Genomic DNA, 17,492 nt, shown 5'->3' with positions numbered 1-17,492 from the left:
GGGAGGCCGAAAGCCATGAATCTTGCTGCATTGAACGACTTCATCGTCGAAGCGAAGGCCAATACCTATGTCGGCGGCGGGAAAAAATTGGGCGGCTGCCGCAGCGGATCGCACGACATCGGCTACGAGCGCGAAGACTGGCGCTATCTCGACAGCTATTTCGGCGGAACGGATTTTGCCGGTCAAGAAGTCGTTTGGCTGGGCGGCGAGCCGGTCTGGGTAATGAACTATTTCGGCCGCATCGTCGAGCCGGCCCTGATCGATGGGGACAAGGCAGGCGCCGTCATCAAAGCGGCGCTTTCGACTATGTATGCCGAATACGGGCGCTTCCTGGGCGGCATGGAATTCGAGCATCCCTTCGGCTTTTATGCCGACCACAGCATTGGCGATTGCGATCACTTCAGCGGACGGGAAATCATCATCGTTGAAGAGCGGAGAGCTTACGAGCTGGACTACCGAGGCGGCCTCGTCCGCTGCTGATCAGAACTCGACAACCCTACCGTCGCTGATCGTCACGCGACGGTCCATGCGGCCGGCGAGCTCGTGGTTATGAGTGGCGATCAGCGCTGCAAGTCCTGACTGGCGGACGAGCGCCTCCAGCGCATCGAACACGTAGCTTGCGGTCTCGGGATCGAGGTTCCCGGTCGGCTCGTCGGCCAGAAGCACGGTCGGCGCATTGGCAACTGCGCGCGCAATCGCGACCCGCTGCTGCTCGCCGCCCGAAAGCTCGCCGGGACGATGGCTGGCGCGATGGCCAATACGCATGTAGTCGAGCAGCTGCTTTGCACGTTCGCCGGCCTCCTTTCGCGGCAGTCCGGCGATCATCTGCGGCATCATGATGTTCTCGAGGGCCGTAAACTCCGGGAGCAGATGGTGGAACTGGTAGACGAAGCCAATCTCGCTGCGGCGGATTGCGGTGCGCTTGTCGTCGCTCAGCCCTTCGCAGACTTGACCATTGACAATGACTTCGCCGCCGTCTGGGTGCTCAAGGAGGCCCGCGACATGCAGCAGTGTCGACTTGCCGGTGCCCGAAGGAGCGACCAACGCGACGATCTCGCCGCTGTGAAGGGTAAAATCTGCCCCCTTCAGAATGGTGAGCACGGTATCGCCCTGGCCATAGTGACGCTCGACCCCCGAAAGCTTGAGAACGACGTTCCGTTTCATTGAAATCAGCATTCCTTATTCGTAGCGGAGCGCCTGCACCGGATCGAGCCGCGAGGCCCGCCAGGCGGGGAAAATGGTCGCGAGAAAAGACAGCGCCAGCGCCATGACGACGACAGAGACCGTCTCACCGAGACTCATCTCGGCCGGCAGCTGACTGAGGAAATAGAGTTGCGGATTGAAGAGCACGGTGCCCGTGACCCAGGAGAAGAACTGCCGGATCGATTCGATGTTGATGCAGACGACGACGCCGAGCAGCACGCCGGCAATAGTGCCGACGATGCCGATCGCAGCACCGGTCATGAAGAAGATGCGCATGATGGCGCCGGAGGTCGCTCCCATGGTGCGCAAGATGGCGATATCGCTGCCCTTGTCCTTCACCAGCATGATCAGGCCGGAAATGATGTTCAGCGCCGCGACCAGAACGATCAGCGTCAAGATCATGAACATCACATTGCGCTCCACCTGCAGGGCGGAGAAGAAGGTCTGGTTGCGCTGTCGCCAATCAGTGATGGCGATCTGACGGCCTGCCGCTTCCTCCACCTTTGGACGGAGATTGTCGATATCGTCGGGGTTGTTGGCGAAGAGCTCGATCGACTGAACGAGGCCCTCGGCATTGAAATAGAGCTGCGCCTCTTCAAGCGGCATATAGATGATCGCCGCGTCATATTCCGACATCCCGATCTCGAAGATGCCGGAGACCGTGTAGGATTTGACGCGCGGATTGATGCCCATCGGCGTCACATCGCCTTCCGGTGAAATGAGCGTGATGGTATCGCCGGCCTGCAGACCGAGCTGCTCCGCCATGCGCGAACCGACAAGAACGCCCTGCCCCGAAGCGAATCCGACAAGGTCTCCCGATTTGATGTTGTCGGAAACCGTCTTGAGCTTGGTCAGATCGTCGGCGCGGATGCCGCGCACCAGGGCACCGGTTCCAGCACCGGCCTGGCCCGACGCCAGCGTCTGGCCCTCGACCAACGGCAGCGCCATCCTGATGCCGGGCACCGCCGAAAACCTGTCGGTCAATGCCGCATAATCCGTGAAAGGTCCGTCAACCGGCTGCACGATCATATGGCCGTTGATGCCGAGGATGCGCGAGATCAGCTCGGTGCGGAAACCGTTCATGACCGCCATGACGATGATCAGCGTCGCGACGCCCAGCATGATGCCGACGAAGGAAAAGCCGGCGATGACCGAGATGAAGGCCTCCTTGCGGCGGGCGCGCAGATAACGCCACGCTACAAGCCGTTCGAAAGCGGAAAATGGCCTGACCGCCGGACCGAAGCCGGATTTCGAACCCCGCTGGTCCACCGCCGCATCTGCCATTTCGCCTCCGTTCGGCCTTACGCCAAGAGCTTGTTGATTGCCGCGTCGATCGTCATCGTTTCGCGGGCACCGGTCTTGCGGTCCTTGATTTCCACCTCGCCGTTCGCGACCGCGCGCGGGCCGGCGATGATCTGCATGGGTATGCCAATCAGGTCGGCGGTGGCGAATTTCGTGCCGGCGCGATCATCGGTATCGTCATAGAGAACGTCCTTGCCGGCCTTGGAAAGCGCCGCATAAATCTTCTCGCAAGCCGTGTCGCAAGCGGCATCGCCCGCCTTCATGTTGATCACGATCGCATCGAACGGCGCAACAGAAGCCGGCCAGATGATTCCGTTGTCGTCATGCGATGCTTCGATGATGGCGGGAACAAGGCGTGTCGGCCCGATACCGTAGGAGCCCATGTGGACAGTATGTTCCTTGCCATCTGGACCCTGCACCTTGGCGCCCATCGGCTCGGAATATTTTGTACCGAAATAAAAGATGTGGCCGACTTCGATGCCGCGCGCCGAAAGACGCTCGGTCTCCGGGATGGCTTTGAACGCTGCTTCGTCGTGCATCTCCGAGGTGGCTGCGTAAACAGAGGTCCACTTGTCGAAAATGGCATTCAGGCCGGCGGCATCGTCGAAATCGGTATCGGCCGGCGGGATATCGAAATTGACGAAATCCTTGTGGCTGTACACTTCGGATTCGCCGGTCTCAGCGAGAATGATGAATTCATGGCTGAGATCGCCCCCGATCGGACCGGTGTCGGCGCGCATGGGAATGGCACGCAGGCCCAGGCGGTCGAAGGTGCGCAGGTAGGCCGTGAACATCTTCTTGTAAGAGTGCTCGGCGCCTTCACGCGTCAGATCGAATGAATAGGCATCCTTCATCATGAACTCACGCGAGCGCATGGTGCCGAAACGCGGCCGGATCTCGTCGCGGAACTTCAGCTGGATATGATAGAGGTTCAGCGGCAGGTTCTTGTAGGACTTGACGTAGGAACGGAAGATATCCGTCACCATCTCCTCATTCGTCGGTCCATAGAGCATCGGCCGGTCCTGGCGGTCCTTGATACGCAGCATCTCCTTGCCATAGGCATCGTAGCGCCCGCTCTCCTGCCAGAGTTCGGCCGACTGCAGCGTCGGCATGGAAAGCTCGATCGCGCCGCTACGATTCTGCTCCTCGCGAATGATGGAGTTCACCTTGTCGAGAACGCGCTTGCCGAGCGGCAGCCAGGAATAAATGCCCTGCGACTGCTGGCGGATCATGCCGGCGCGCAGCATCAGTCGGTGGGAGACGATTTCCGCCTCCTTGGGGTTTTCCTTGAGGATGGGCATGAAATAGCGGGACAGACGCATGACGGATTCCAGAGCAGTTGGGATTCCGCTCTCATGCGGAATCGACGGCGATCGTTGATATCGGGAGCGTTCATAACCGCTTCGCGGCCGGAAAGAAACCCGCGTGGCGCGCGAGCCGCCTATCGTAGACGCAAGTTTGCGGCCGAAAAATGCCTATGCGAAAAAAAGCGGGCATTTCTAAAGGTTTGGATCAAAATCTTGTCAACAGGTATTTTTTTCTCAAGTGTAGCAAAAATGCAAAAAAAGCTGATGACAAAGCTTAATCTTTGAGCTAGCTTTAGCTCACAAAACAGGCAGGGAGATTAAATTCCTGTCGAATTCGCGGTCAAGTCTTGGGAGGATCAGATCTTAGGCGCGCTCGTCGCAGCCCCGGCAACGGTTACAGATCACGCGATACTTAAAACAAGGCTTTCAGCCTTGTTTTTTTTTGGTTTTTCCACTCCCCGCGCCCACAAAGACACCATTCGCCTTACCTTACGGCAAGCATCGTGCCGTTGCGTCAGTTCACCCGTGCCTTCCCACGAGGTCCGTCTGTAGCTCCGGAATTCTGCAAATTATTACATATGCTCAAAGATTGAGCAAAAGCTCCATTCCTATCGAAAGCTCGGGCCAATCTGCGGCAGGGCGTCGAAACCCCAGCCGAAATAGGTCGAGGAGACATACCAGGCGCCATAGACGACAGCGGAAACGAGGGTCGTCAGTGAGAAGATGAAGAGCGCCCGAAAACGCGTCGGCGCGCTCGGAACTGTGCCGAGAACCACGTCATTGTCCTCCGCCTGCGTGCGCAGGCCAATCGGCAGCACGGCGAAAAGCGTGATCCACCAGACGATGAAGTAGACGGCAAAGCCCTGTAGAAAAATCTGCAGCATTTCTGTGTCCCGAGACGCCGTTGCAAACATTAAAGCAGACGCACTTATAGAGCGGAATGGTGGTTAGCTCAAATCCCGTATACCGACGCATCCCGCAGTCGGGTCAGTCTGCCGCAGCCTGCCTCAGACCTGTTCCAGCTCGATCAGGGTGCCGAAGAAGTCCTTCGGATGCAGGAACAGCACCGGCTTGCCATGGGCGCCGGTCTTCGGTTCGCCGCTGCCAAGGACCCTCGCACCCGATCTTGCGAGTTGATCGCGCGCCGCAAGGATGTCCGACACCTCGTAGCAGATGTGATGCATGCCGCCGGAAGGGTTCTTTTCGAGGAAGGCGGCGATCGGCGAATTTTCGCCGAGGGGCTCCAGCAGTTCGACCTTGGTGTTTGGCAATTCGACAAAGACGACGGTGACGCCGTGTTCAGGTAAAGCCTGCGGCTGCGAGACCCTGGCACCCAGCGTGTCGCGGTAGCCTGCCGTTGCTGCGGCAAGCTCGGGGACTGCAATGGCGATGTGGTTGACGCGGCCGAGCATCGATCAGACCTTTGTGATGAACGCCGTGACTATCGGCTTTTTGCCCCAGGTCTGGTTCGCCGCAGCCCGGACTGCGCGGCGCACCGCTTCCTGCATCATGTCGAGGTCCTTGCGGCGGGCGCGCGGGATGCTCTCGATAGCGCCGACGACGGCGTCGAAGAGCGTGTCTTCCATCTCGTCGCCCTCGTCATCATACACCGGCAGACCGATGGCCACGAGATCGGGATCGCCGACGATGTCGTACCGGCTGTCGATGACGAGGCTGACCGCGACATGGCCGACATAGGACAGCTTCTTGCGCTCGCCAATACCCATCTCGTCGAAATCGCCGATGAGCATGCCGTCCTTGTAGATGCGTCCGTGCGGCGCCTCATCGATGACCTCGACCGGACCGGGCGCAAGCCGCAGAATATCGCCGTTGCGCACGCGCGGCACGATGCCGATGCCCGATTGTTCGGCCAGTTCCTTGTGGGCTGTCAGATGGGTCGCCTCGCCGTGCACGGGCACGACGATCTTCGGGCGGGTCAACTCGTACATCTTCTGCAGCTCGTTGCGTCGCGGATGACCGGACACGTGAACCAGCGCCTCGTTGTCTGTGATGACGTGCACACCCTGCTCGGTGAGACCGTTCTTGATATCCTGGATCGCCTTCTCGTTGCCTGGGATGGCGCGGGAGGAGAAGACGACAATGTCGCCGGCGGCGAGTGCGACGTTGCGCATCTCGTCGCGCGACAGTTTGGCAAGCGCCGCACGCGGCTCGCCCTGGCTCCCGGTCAGGATGACCACGACCTTGTCGCGCGGGATATAGCCATATTCGTCCTCGGAGATAAAGGGTTTGACGCCTTCCATCAGCCCTATCTCGCGCGAGACATCGACGACGCGCTTCAGCGAGCTTCCAAGCAGCAAGACTTCGCGGCCTGCAGCTTCAGCGGCCTCGGCAATGGTGCGGATACGGCCGACGTTCGAGGAGAAGCTGGTGACTGCCACGCGGCCTTCTGCATTCTCGATGATCCTGCTCAGGCTTTCCGAAACGTCCTTTTCGGACGGCGAAACGCCGTCGCGCAGCGCATTGGTGGAGTCACACATCAGCGCTAAGACGCCCTCGTCGCCAAGCTGGCGGAAGCGCATTTCGTCCGTCAGCGGTCCGAGCGACGGCTCGTGGTCGATCTTCCAGTCGCCGGTGTGGATCACATTGCCGAGCGGCGTGCGGATCATCAGCGACATCGGCTCGGGGATCGAGTGATTGACAGCCACCCCTTCGATACTGAAGGGCCCGGCATTGATCGTATCGCCTGCCTTGAAGATCGTCACCGGCACCTCGCCGATCGCATCCTTCTCGAAATTGCGCTTGGCTTCCAGCAGGCCCGCGGTGAAGGGCGAGCCGTAGACGGGAACATTCAGGCCCGGCCAGAGGTCGGCCAGTGCACCGTAGTGATCCTCGTGCGCATGCGTGATGATGATCGCCTTGAGGTTCTTGCGCTCTGCAGCGAGAAAGCGGATGTCGGGCAGCACCAGATCGACACCGGGAAGATCCGGACCGGGGAAGGTGACGCCGCAATCGACCATGATCCACTGGCGGCGATCGGCCGGGCCGTAGCCGTACAGCGCGAGATTCATGCCGATCTCGCCGACACCGCCCAGAGGCAGAAATACCAGTTCGTCCTGCTTAGCCATAAGCTCCACTATCCAAAAAATACATCCCCGGCGGCAATCTGCATCATCTTGCCCGTGCCGGTTTCGAGCATCAACAAGCCATTATCATCAATCCCGGCGAATTGTCCGGAAATCGAGCGGTCCGGCAGATTGACCGTGATCTTCTCGCCGATGCCGCAGGCGACATCCCGCCACCGGGCAGTGATCTCGCGAACGCCGCGCCCTTCGTTCCAAATGTCGAGCACCTCTGCCATCGAAGCAAAAAGATGGGCAAAGAGTTCCTCGGGGGCGGCGGTGCTTCCTTCCTGGCGCAGACAGGTCACCGGGTAGAGCGGATTGTCGGGCATGAGGGAGACGTTGATGCCGATCCCGATCACCAGAGCATGGCGTTCATCTGCAAGCTTTTCGCCCTCGACGAGGATACCGCAGGTCTTCCTGCGGCCGATCAGGATGTCGTTCGGCCACTTCACCTCGAGGGGTGCTGCGCCTGGCGGCAGAACCATGCGGATTGCCTGATGCACGGCAACGGCGATTGCCAGCGGAAGCGACGAAAGGCGCTCCATCGGCGCCGGATCGATCAGGAGAAGGGAAGCGTAAAGATTGCCGCGTTCCGAAGCCCAGGCGCGGCCGCGGCGGCCGCGGCCACTGGTCTGCTTCTCCGCAGTCACCCACAGGAAACCATCGTCCCCTGCCCTGGCTCGGGCAAGGCATTCGCTGTTGGTGGAGGAAGTTTCCGACAGCGCCTCGTGCCGGAAATCGCCGAGCGATATCCGGCGCCGCAGGGGACTCATCAAAACAGCGTCGCAGCCGCGAGTTCTGCCGCACCGCCGATCGGGCCACCGATGACGACATAGGCAAGAACGAACAGGCCGCAAAGCCCGAAGACGAGACGAAGCGGACCGGAAACGCGGGCAAACTCATCCGTCGCTTCGTCGAACCACATCAGCTTGATGACACGCAGATAATAGTAAGCTCCGACGACCGACGCGAGAACGCCGATGATGGCGAGCCCATAGAGCCTGGCTTCGATGGCAGCGACAAAGACGAAGTACTTCGCGAAGAAGCCTGCAAGCGGCGGAATGCCGGCGAGCGAAAACATCAGGATCGTCAGCACCGTCGCCATGAAGGGATTCGTGCTGGAAAGACCGGCGAGATCGTCGACAGCTTCGACGACCGTGCCGTCCTTGCGGCGCATCGACATGATGATCGCGAAGGAGCCGAGCGTCATGACCATATAGATGACCATGTAGAGCATCACGCCCGTTACGCCGGTCTGGTTGCCCGCGGCAAGCCCGACGAGCGCATAGCCCATGTGACCGATCGAGGAATAGGCCATCAGGCGCTTGATGTTCCGCTGCCCGATGGCGGCGAAGGAACCGAGCACCATCGAGGCAATCGAGATGAAGACCACGACCTGCTGCCAGTCGGCAATGACCGGCTGGAAGGCGGTGATGACGATGCGCGTCATCATCGCCATGGCCGCAACCTTCGGCGCGCTCGCCAGGAAGGCGGTGACCGGGGTCGGCGCACCTTCGTAAACGTCCGGCGTCCACATGTGGAAGGGGACTGCCGAGATCTTGAAGGCGATGCCTGCGAGGATGAAGACCAGGCCGAAGACGAGGCCGAGGGAGCGGGCACCTTCAGCCGAAAGCGCCTGGGCGATATCGTCGAAATGCGTATGGCCGGTGAAGCCGTAGACCAACGACATGCCGTAAAGCAGCAAGCCCGAGGAAAGCGCGCCGAGAACGAAATACTTGAGTCCCGCTTCGGTGGACTTCAGGTTCTCCCGGTTGATCGCCGCCACGACATAGATCGCCAGCGACTGCAACTCGAGGCCGAGATAGAGCGCGATCAGGTCGTTTGCCGAGATCATCAGCAAGATGCCCAGGGTGCAGAGCACGAGCAGGACCGGGAACTCGAACTTGTCGAGCTGATTTTCCCTGGCAAGACCGATCGACATGAAGAGCGCCGCGAAGGAGCCGACGAGCGCGGTGATCTTCATGAAGCGGGAGAAACCGTCCGCCTGGTAGACGCCGCCGTAAGCGAGGCCATCGCCCGGCACGAAGATCAGCCACAGCGCAGAGGCCGCAAACAAGATCAGCGCCAGAACGCTCACCATACGGCCCGATCGCTCGCCCGCAAAGACGCCGATCATGAGCAGGACAAGGGCACCGACCGCGAGGATGATCTCCGGCGCGGAAAGATGCAGGCTTGCGAGAATGGTTTCAGCGGTCATGTCCAAAAAGTCCCGTCATCAATTCATCGACAGCGCAACGTCGTGCGCAGCGTTTACGGCAGCCGTATAGTTGTTCACCAGCATATCCACGGAGGCGGCCGTTGCATCGAAGACCGGTGCCGGATAAACGCCGAAGAAGATCGTCAGCGCCACCAACGGATAGAGGATCAGTTGCTCGCGCGGCGAAAGATCGAGAAGCGCCTTCAGCTTTTCCTTTTCCAGCGCGCCGAAGATCACGCGGCGATAGAGCCACAAAGCGTAGGCTGCCGACAGGATCACGCCGGTTGCCGCAAACAGCGCTACCCAGGTATTGACGCGGAAGACGCCGATCAGCGTCAGGAATTCGCCGATGAAGCCCGAGGTGCCCGGAAGACCGACATTCGCCATGGTGAAGACCATGAAGGCGACGGCGTATTTCGGCATGTTGTTGACTAGGCCGCCATAGGCCACGATCTCGCGGGTATGGGTGCGGTCGTAGACGACGCCGACGCAAAGGAAGAGCGCGCCCGAAACGATACCGTGCGACAGCATCTGGAAGATCGAGCCCTGCACACCCTGCATGTTCGCAGCAAAGACCCCCATGGTGACGTAGCCCATGTGGGCAACCGACGAGTAGGCGATCAGCTTCTTGATGTCGTCCTGCATCATCGCGACCAGCGAGGTGTAGATGATGGCGATCACCGACAGGGCGAAGACCAGCGGCGCGAAGAAATCGGATGCGACCGGGAACATGCCCAGCGAGAAGCGGATGAGGCCGTAACCGCCGAGCTTCAGCAGTACGCCTGCCAGGATGACGGATCCGGCTGTCGGTGCCTGGACGTGCGCATCCGGCAGCCAGGTGTGAACCGGCCACATCGGCATCTTCACCGCAAAGGAGGCGAAGAAGGCAAGCCACAGCCAGGTCTGCATGGCAGGCGGGAACTTGTAGGCGAGCAGCGCGGAAATATCCGTCGTGCCGGCCTGCCAGTACATCGCCATGATGGCGAGCAGCATCAGTACCGAACCGAGCAGCGTGTAAAGGAAGAACTTGTAGCTTGCATAAACGCGGTCCCTGCCACCCCAGACGCCGATGATGAGGAACATCGGAATGAGGCCCGCTTCGAAGAAGACGTAAAAGAGCACGATATCGAGCGACACGAAGACACCGACCATCATCACTTCAAGGATGAGGAAGGCGATCATGTATTCCTTCAGCCGCTTTTCGATGGAAAGCCAGCTCGCCAGGATGCAGAACGGCATGAGGACCGTCGTCAGGATGACGAACAGCATCGAGATGCCGTCGACGCCCACATGATAGCCGATGCCCGTGCCGAGCCAGCCATGCTTCTCGACCATCTGGAAGCCCGGATTCGCATTGTCGAAACCGATCCAGATGAACAGCGAAACGATGAACGTGACGATGGTCGTGATCAACGAGATGTTGAGCACGTTGCGCCTGCCGCTCGGGCCGTTTTCGCTCATCAGCAGCAGAAGCACCACGCCCACGAGCGGCAGGAAGGTGACCGTTGAAAGAATAGGCCAATCGGTCATCAGAAGGAACTCCCGAGCATCATCCAGGTAACGAGTGCGGCAATGCCGATCAGCATCGCGAAGGCATAGTGATAGAGGTAACCGGTCTGCAGGCGCACGACGCGATTGGTGACGTCGACGACGCGGGCGGCAACGCCGTTCGGCCCGTAAGCGTCGATGACGCCGATATCACCCTTCTTCCACAGGAAGCGGCCGAGCGCCTTGGCGGAACGGACGAAGAGGAAATCGTAAAGCTCGTCGAAGTACCACTTGTTGAGCAGGAACTGGTAGAGCACGCGGTGCTGCTGCGCAAGAACGCGCGGGGTCGAGGGCGACTTGATATACATGTACCAAGCCGTCACGAAGCCGACGAGCATGGCGATGAACGGGCTCAGTGCCACCCAGGCCGGCACGTGGTGGAATTCTTCGAGCAATTCGTTCTCGGCGCCGGTGAAGAGCGCGCCCTTCCAGAAATCGGCATAGTGGTGGCCGTAGAAATAGCCCTCGAACAGGATACCCGCAAAAACCGCGCCGACCGCCAGAAGATAGAGGGGCACCAGCATCACCTGCGGCGATTCATGAACGTGGTGCATCACCTCGTGCGAGGCACGTGGCGTTCCAAAGAAGGTGAGGAAGGCAAGACGCCAGGAATAGAAGCTCGTGAACAGGGCCGCAATCACCAGAAGCGTGAAGGCAAAGCCTGCAACCGGCGAATGCGAGGCATAGGTCGCTTCAATGATCACGTCCTTCGAGAAGAAGCCGGCGAAACCGACCGGCGTGAACGGAATGCCGACACCGGTCAGGGCCAGCGTGCCGATCGTCATCATCCAGAACGTGACCGGAATGTGCGTACGAAGGCCGCCCATGTAACGCATGTCCTGCTCGCCGTCGACGGCATGGATCACCGAGCCGGCGCCGAGGAAGAGCAGCGCCTTGAAGAAGGCGTGTGTGAAGAGGTGGAAGATCGCCGCGCCGTAAGCTCCCACGCCGAGGGCCACGAACATGTAGCCGAGCTGTGAGCAGGTCGAATAGGCGATGACCCGTTTTATGTCGTTCTGCACGAGACCGACGGTCGCCGCGAAGAAGGCGGTGATCGCGCCGATCATGGTGACGAAGACCAGTGCATCGGGCGACAATTCGAAGAGGGGCGACATGCGCGCAACGAGGAAGACGCCAGCGGTGACCATGGTCGCGGCGTGGATGAGTGCCGAAACCGGAGTCGGACCTTCCATAGCGTCCGGCAGCCAGGTGTGCAGCAGGAATTGAGCGGACTTGCCCATCGCGCCCATGAAGAGCAACAGGCAAATGCCGGTCAGCGCATGCGCCTTGTCGAGCTGCATGCCGAAGAGGTTAAGAACAACTTCACCTGCGGCTCCGGCACCTTCATGCGGCGCAAAGCTCGAGGCATTGGCGAAGATCGTGTCGAGGTTGATCGAACCGAATAGAACGAAGATGCCGGCAATACCGAGCACGAAGCCGAAGTCGCCGACGCGGTTGACCACGAAGGCCTTGATTGCGGCCGCGTTTGCAGAAGGCTTCTTGTACCAGAAGCCGATGAGAAGATACGAAGCCAGACCCACGCCCTCCCAGCCGAAGAACATCTGGGCGAGGTTGTCGGAGGTCACCAGCATCAGCATGGCGAAAGTGAACAGCGAGAGATAGGCGAAGAAGCGCGGACGATGCGGATCGTGGTGCATATATCCGATCGAGTAGATATGCACCAGCGTCGAGACCGTATTGACCACGATCAGCATGACGGAGGTGAGCGTGTCGACGCGCAGCGACCAGGAGACGTCGATGCCGCCCGACTGGATCCAGCGCAGGACCTCGACCTTGATCGGCCCGCCTTCCAGATGCCCCATCCCGACGGTGACGAAGACGTACCAGGACAGGACGGCAGCGAGGATCATCAGGCCGCAGGTGACGTATTCCGATGCCTTGGCGCCGATCGCACGGCCGAAGAGGCCGGCGATGATTGCGCCGATCAAGGGAAGAAAGACGATAGCCTTATAGAGGAACATGAGCCACTCAGCCCTTCATCATATTAACGTCTTCGACCGCGATCGAGCCGCGGTTGCGGTAGAAGACAACGAGAATTGCAAGACCGATTGCTGCCTCAGCCGCAGCAACGGTCAGAATGAACAGTGCAAAGACCTGGCCGACGATGTCGTTCAGGAACGACGAGAAGGCGACCATGTTGATGTTGACCGCAAGCAGGATGAGTTCGACCGACATCAAGATGACGATGACGTTCTTCCGGTTGAGGAAGATGCCGAAAATGCCGATCGTGAAGAGGATGGCGCTAACCGTCAGGTAATGGGAAAGACCGATGACCATGTTCTTTGTTCCTTGTCCCTGCCTTTAGAGGCCCTGCCCCGGCTTGACCGTGACCACCTCGACGGCAGTTGCGGGCGTGCGGGCAACCTGCCTCGGAATATTCTGCCGCTTGATATTGGTACGGTGCCTGAGCGTCAGCACGATCGCTCCGATCATCGCGACAAGAAGCACCAGGCCGGCGATCTGGAAGAAATAGACGTAATTCGTATAGAGCACGTCGCCGAGGGCGGCGGTATTCGTGCGCTCGGTAATGGCCGGGATCGGCATCGCAACGGTCTTTGCGACTTCCGGAGAGATCACGCTGCCGCCGACAACGACGATGAGCTCGGCGGCAAGAACCAGACCGATCAGACCGCCGATCGGAGCGTATTCGAGAACGCCCGCTCGCAGCTCCGTGAAGTCGATGTCGAGCATCATGACCACGAAGAGGAAGAGGACCGCGACTGCGCCGACATAGACAACGAGCAGGATCATCGCCAAGAACTCGGCGCCGAGCAGCAGGAAGAGGCCTGCGGCATTGAAGAAGGTCACGATGAGGAAAAGAACCGAATGAACCGGATTCTTCGCCGAGATGACCATGAACGCCGACGCTACCGCGACAAAGGCGAAAAGATAGAAAAATAGAGCCTGCAGACCCATGTTGGTGCCTTTTTCATCTTCCCCCGGGCAGCCGGGAGTTTCCCTGCCCGAATGGAGCCTGGCGTGACGTCAAGCCCGCAAGCTCCGGTGCATGTTGACCGCGGGGAGGCGAGTGCCTGCCCAGCGGCATTTCAAATCCAATCAGCGGTACGGTGCGTCGATTGCCATGTTGCGGGCAATCTCGCGTTCCCACCGGTCGCCATTGTCCAAAAGCCGCTGCTTGTCGAAATAAAGCTCTTCGCGGGTTTCCGTGGCGAATTCGAAATTCGGGCCTTCGACGATCGCGTCGACCGGGCAAGCCTCCTGGCAGAAGCCGCAATAGATGCACTTCACCATGTCGATGTCGTAGCGCACCGTGCGGCGCGTGCCGTCATTGCGGCGCGGTCCAGCTTCAATGGTGATCGCCTGAGCGGGACAGATCGCCTCGCAGAGCTTGCAGGCGATGCAGCGCTCTTCGCCGTTCGGATAGCGGCGCAGCGCATGTTCGCCGCGGAAGCGCGGGCTGACAGGACCCTTTTCGAAGGGGTAGTTGATCGTCGCCTTCTGGCGAAAGAAATAGCGCATCGACAAGAAGAATGCGCCAACGAATTCCTTGAGGAACAGCGAGCTGACGGCGTTGGACAAGCTTGCCATCTTCAACCTCCAAAATTGCTGAAAACGCGGGGGAACGTCATCATGCCCATCCCATCAGCTTCAGCACGAATGCAACGATGACCACCATGGCAAGCGACAGCGGAAGGAAAACCTTCCAGCCGAGGCGCATCAGCTGGTCGTAGCGGTAGCGCGGCACGAAGGCCTTGACCATCGCGAACATGAAGAACACCAGGCAGGCCTTCAGCGTGAACCAGATGATACCCGGTACCCAGTTCAGGAACCAAACGTCGACCGGGGGCAGCCAGCCGCCGAGGAAGAGGATCGTCGTCAGCGCGCACATCAGGCAGACGGCCGCGTATTCGCCAAGCATGAACATCATGTACGGCGAGGAGCCGTACTCGACCATGAAGCCGGCGACCAGCTCCGATTCGGCTTCCGGAAGATCGAAGGGCGGCCGGTTGGTTTCGGCGAGCGCGGAAACGAAGAAGACGATGAACATCGGAAACAGCGCGAGCCAATGCCAATCGAGGAAGGAGGCCGGCAGGCCGAGCATCGTTCCAAGGCCGTCATGCTGCGCGTTGACGATGTCGGTCAGGTTCAGCGAACCGACGCAAAGTAAAACGCTGACGATGACGAAGCCGATCGAGACTTCGTAGGACACCATCTGTGCGGCAGAGCGAAGAGCGCCGAGAAACGGATACTTCGAATTTGAAGCCCAGCCGCCCATGATGATGCCGTAAACCTCGAGCGAGGCGATCGCGAAGATATAGAGAATGCCGACATTGATGTCGGCAATCACCCAGCCGTCTGCGAGCGGCACGACCGCCCAGGTGGACAGCGCCAGAAGCACGGCGACGAGCGGCGCGATCAGGAAGACGACCTTGTTGGCGCCCGCCGGGATGATGGGCTCCTTAAAGACGAACTTCAAAAGGTCGGCAAAGGACTGGAACAGGCCGAAGGGGCCGACGACGTTCGGGCCGCGGCGAAGCTGCACCGCCGCCCAGATCTTGCGGTCGGCAAGCAGCACGTAGGCGATGAAGATCAGAAGGCAGACCAGCAGGAGAAGCGACTGGCCGACCATGATGATCCCCGGCCAGACATATGTGGAAAAGAAAGAGTCCATAGTCCCTGCCCTTACTCTGCCGCAACTTTGAAGTTGTTGCGGGCCAATGCCGAGCATTCGGCCATGACAGCCGAGGCGCGTGCGATCGGGTTCGTCAAATAGAAGTCTTTGACCGGTGACGCAAACCCGGATTTGTTCATCTTCCCGGCTTTTTTGGCCAGTGCGGCAATTTTGGCGCTGTCGCCTACGGCGATCTCGTCGACGGCGGCGAAATGGGGGAACGCCGCATAGAGTTTCGAGCGCAGTTCGCCAAGCGAATCAAAGGGAAGCTTCTTGCCCAGGACGTCGGAAAGCGCACGCAGGATCGCCCAGTCTTCGCGGGCATCGCCCGGTGCGAAACCGGCGCGGCTGCCCATCTGGACGCGGCCTTCGGTGTTGACCCAAGTGCCCGACTTTTCAGTATAGGCGGCAGCCGGCAGGATGACGTCGGCATGGTGCGCGCCGCTGTCGCCGTGCGAGCCGATATAGACCGTGAGCTTGGCCTTCTTGGCGCTAAAGTCCAGTTCGTCAGCGCCGAGCAGGAAAAGCACGTCCATGGAGGCCAGCATGGCAGCCGCGTTGACGCCCTTGGCGCCGGGCACGAAGCCCAGATCGAGGCCGCCGACACGCGATGCGGCAGTGTGCAGGACGGCAAAACCGTTCCAGTCTTCGGCCACGGCGCCGACATTGACGGCGAGCTTTGCAGCGCTTGCCAGGACACCCGCGCCATCCGTGCGGGAAAGCGCGCCCTGGCCGATGATGATCAGCGGCTTCTTGGCCTCTGCCAGAACCTTGGCGAAGGCATGGTTGCCATCCACCAGATCCTTCAGCGTATCCCCTCCAGCACCGATATATTCGTAATCGTAACGCAGGTCACCGCCTTGGCCGATCACGCCGATCGGAAAGCCGCCGCGGCGCCAGCGCTTGCGGATGCGGGCGTTGAGCACGGCAGCCTCGAAGCGCGGGTTGGCGCCGATGATGAGCAGCGCATCAGCCCGTTCGATGCCTTCGATCGTCGGGTTGAAGAGGTAGCTTGCGCGGCCGAGCGACGGATCGAGTGCCGTCCCATCCTGGCGACAGTCGAGGTTCTCCGAACCGAGCGACTTCACCAGTTCACGGAGCGCGTACATTTCCTCGACCGAGGCGAGGTCGCCGGCGATCGCACCGATCTTTTCGCCCGTCGTCTTGGAAACTGCAGCCCTGATCGCGCCGAAGGCTTCGGCCCAGCTCGCAGGCTGCAGGCGGCCACCCTTGCGGACATAGGGTTTGTCGAGACGCTGCGTCTTCAGCCCGTCCCAGATGAAGCGGCTCTTGTCGGATATCCACTCCTCGTTGATCGCCTCGTTGACCCGGGGCAGGATGCGCATGACCTCGCGGCCGCGGGTATCGACGCGGATGGCGGAGCCGAGCGCGTCCATGACGTCGATCGATTCCGTCTTGTTCAGCTCCCACGGACGGGCGGTGAAGGCGAAGGGTTTCGAGGTCAGCGCGCCGACCGGGCAAAGGTCGACGACGTTGCCCTGAAGCTCGGAGGTCATCGCCTGCTCGAGATAGGTGGTGATTTCGGCGTCCTCGCCGCGGCCGATCAGGCCGAGTTCCGAGATGCCGGCGACTTCCGTCGTGAAGCGGACGCAGCGCGTGCAGTGGATGCAGCGGTTCATGACCGTCTTTACGAGCGGACCGATATACTTGTCTTCGACGGCGCGCTTGTCTTCCTGATAGCGCGACGTGTCGATTCCGAAGGCCATCGCCTGGTCCTGCAGGTCGCATTCGCCGCCCTGGTCGCAGATCGGGCAATCGAGCGGATGATTGATCAGGAGGAATTCCATGACGCCTTCGCGGGCCTTTTTGACCATCGGCGTGTTGGTGAAGACTTCCGGGAGCTCGCCATTCGGGCCGCCGCGAATGTCGCGAACTCCCATAGCGCAGGATGCCTGCGGCTTCGGCGGACCGCCCTTCACCTCAACAAGGCACATACGGCAGTTGCCGGCGACCGACAGCCGCTCATGGAAGCAGAAGCGCGGAACTTCAGCGCCGGCTTCCTCACACGCCTGGATGAGCGTGTAATGATCCGGAACTTCGATCTCGTTGCCGTCTATCTTCAGTTTTGCCATCGTCACTCAGTCCTGTTTCCCGTTCGCCGGATGGCGGCAAACAAACCTATTTTGCAACACGACCGCTGCCGGGCGGGATTTTGC

16 protein-coding genes are annotated in these 17,492 nt (G+C 60.3%); 1 reads left to right on the top strand and 15 read right to left on the bottom strand.

All coding sequences use genetic code 11. From position 1 onward, the window contains the following. Positions 1 to 15 precede the first annotated feature (15 nt). Complete coding sequence (locus EV130_RS21125; protein WP_132552176.1) at positions 16 to 480, top strand: DUF5680 domain-containing protein; 465 nt, start codon at positions 16 to 18, stop codon at positions 478 to 480. Here the strand turns inward: EV130_RS21125 and EV130_RS21120 are convergent, their stop codons facing one another. From EV130_RS21120 to nuoG, 15 genes are all read right to left on the bottom strand, one after another. Then, entirely contained in the window at positions 481 to 1,164 is a 684-nt protein-coding gene (locus tag EV130_RS21120) for an ABC transporter ATP-binding protein (RefSeq protein ID WP_074063122.1), read from the bottom strand. A gap of 15 nt (positions 1,165 to 1,179) precedes the next feature. Continuing rightward, a complete protein-coding gene (locus tag EV130_RS21115; protein ID WP_074060896.1) occupies positions 1,180 to 2,487 on the bottom strand; it encodes a lipoprotein-releasing ABC transporter permease subunit in 1,308 nt (435 codons plus the stop codon). A 17-nt stretch (positions 2,488 to 2,504) separates the two neighbouring features. Continuing rightward, the gene (proS, locus tag EV130_RS21110; protein ID WP_074060895.1) at positions 2,505 to 3,827 is read right to left on the bottom strand and encodes a proline--tRNA ligase; all 1,323 of its coding nucleotides are present in this window, start codon (positions 3,825 to 3,827) and stop codon (positions 2,505 to 2,507) included. Between the two features lie 593 nt (positions 3,828 to 4,420). Further along, positions 4,421 to 4,696 carry a DUF1467 family protein gene (locus tag EV130_RS21105; protein ID WP_074060894.1) on the bottom strand — a complete coding sequence of 92 codons (276 nt, stop codon included), beginning with the start codon at positions 4,694 to 4,696 and terminating at the stop codon, positions 4,421 to 4,423. A 123-nt stretch (positions 4,697 to 4,819) separates the two neighbouring features. Next, the gene (gene mce, locus EV130_RS21100) at positions 4,820 to 5,224 is read right to left on the bottom strand and encodes a methylmalonyl-CoA epimerase (protein WP_074060893.1); all 405 of its coding nucleotides are present in this window, start codon (positions 5,222 to 5,224) and stop codon (positions 4,820 to 4,822) included. A gap of 3 nt (positions 5,225 to 5,227) precedes the next feature. Continuing rightward, complete coding sequence (locus EV130_RS21095) at positions 5,228 to 6,898, bottom strand: ribonuclease J (protein WP_074060892.1); 1,671 nt, start codon at positions 6,896 to 6,898, stop codon at positions 5,228 to 5,230. Between the two features lie 8 nt (positions 6,899 to 6,906). Further along, positions 6,907 to 7,671 carry a biotin--[acetyl-CoA-carboxylase] ligase gene (locus EV130_RS21090; protein WP_132552175.1) on the bottom strand — a complete coding sequence of 255 codons (765 nt, stop codon included), beginning with the start codon at positions 7,669 to 7,671 and terminating at the stop codon, positions 6,907 to 6,909. Further along, positions 7,668 to 9,113 (bottom strand): NADH-quinone oxidoreductase subunit NuoN, encoded by a 1,446-nt coding sequence (gene nuoN, locus EV130_RS21085; protein WP_074060890.1) that lies wholly within the window; start codon positions 9,111 to 9,113, stop codon positions 7,668 to 7,670. The genes EV130_RS21090 and nuoN overlap by 4 nt, the downstream gene beginning before the upstream one ends. Positions 9,114 to 9,131: 18 nt before the next feature. Next, positions 9,132 to 10,643: an NADH-quinone oxidoreductase subunit M gene (locus EV130_RS21080; RefSeq protein WP_074060889.1), complete on the bottom strand. Its 1,512-nt coding sequence runs from the start codon at positions 10,641 to 10,643 to the stop codon at positions 9,132 to 9,134. Beyond that, positions 10,643 to 12,643 carry an NADH-quinone oxidoreductase subunit L gene (gene nuoL, locus EV130_RS21075; RefSeq protein WP_074060888.1) on the bottom strand — a complete coding sequence of 667 codons (2,001 nt, stop codon included), beginning with the start codon at positions 12,641 to 12,643 and terminating at the stop codon, positions 10,643 to 10,645. Before nuoL ends, EV130_RS21080 begins: the two co-directional genes overlap by 1 nt. 7 nt (positions 12,644 to 12,650) lie before the next feature. Then, positions 12,651 to 12,959, bottom strand: a complete 309-nt coding sequence (gene nuoK, locus EV130_RS21070; protein ID WP_074060887.1) for an NADH-quinone oxidoreductase subunit NuoK — start codon at positions 12,957 to 12,959, stop codon at positions 12,651 to 12,653. Between the two features lie 24 nt (positions 12,960 to 12,983). After that, entirely contained in the window at positions 12,984 to 13,598 is a 615-nt protein-coding gene (locus EV130_RS21065; protein ID WP_022714827.1) for an NADH-quinone oxidoreductase subunit J, read from the bottom strand. A gap of 141 nt (positions 13,599 to 13,739) precedes the next feature. After that, the gene (gene nuoI / locus EV130_RS21060; RefSeq protein WP_028739580.1) at positions 13,740 to 14,231 is read right to left on the bottom strand and encodes an NADH-quinone oxidoreductase subunit NuoI; all 492 of its coding nucleotides are present in this window, start codon (positions 14,229 to 14,231) and stop codon (positions 13,740 to 13,742) included. Between the two features lie 40 nt (positions 14,232 to 14,271). Further along, on the bottom strand, positions 14,272 to 15,315 hold the full coding sequence (nuoH, locus tag EV130_RS21055) for an NADH-quinone oxidoreductase subunit NuoH (protein ID WP_039844561.1): 1,044 nt from the start codon (positions 15,313 to 15,315) through the stop codon (positions 14,272 to 14,274). Positions 15,316 to 15,326: 11 nt separating this feature from the next. Then, on the bottom strand, positions 15,327 to 17,408 hold the full coding sequence (gene nuoG, locus EV130_RS21050) for an NADH-quinone oxidoreductase subunit NuoG (protein ID WP_074060886.1): 2,082 nt from the start codon (positions 17,406 to 17,408) through the stop codon (positions 15,327 to 15,329). Positions 17,409 to 17,492 lie beyond the last annotated feature (84 nt).

It is taken from the genome of Rhizobium azibense, from assembly GCF_004342325.1.
GTDB lineage: Bacteria > Pseudomonadota > Alphaproteobacteria > Rhizobiales > Rhizobiaceae > Rhizobium > Rhizobium etli_B.
Note: the sequence above shows the minus strand (reverse complement) of the source record. Positions and strands in the feature narration are given on the sequence as shown.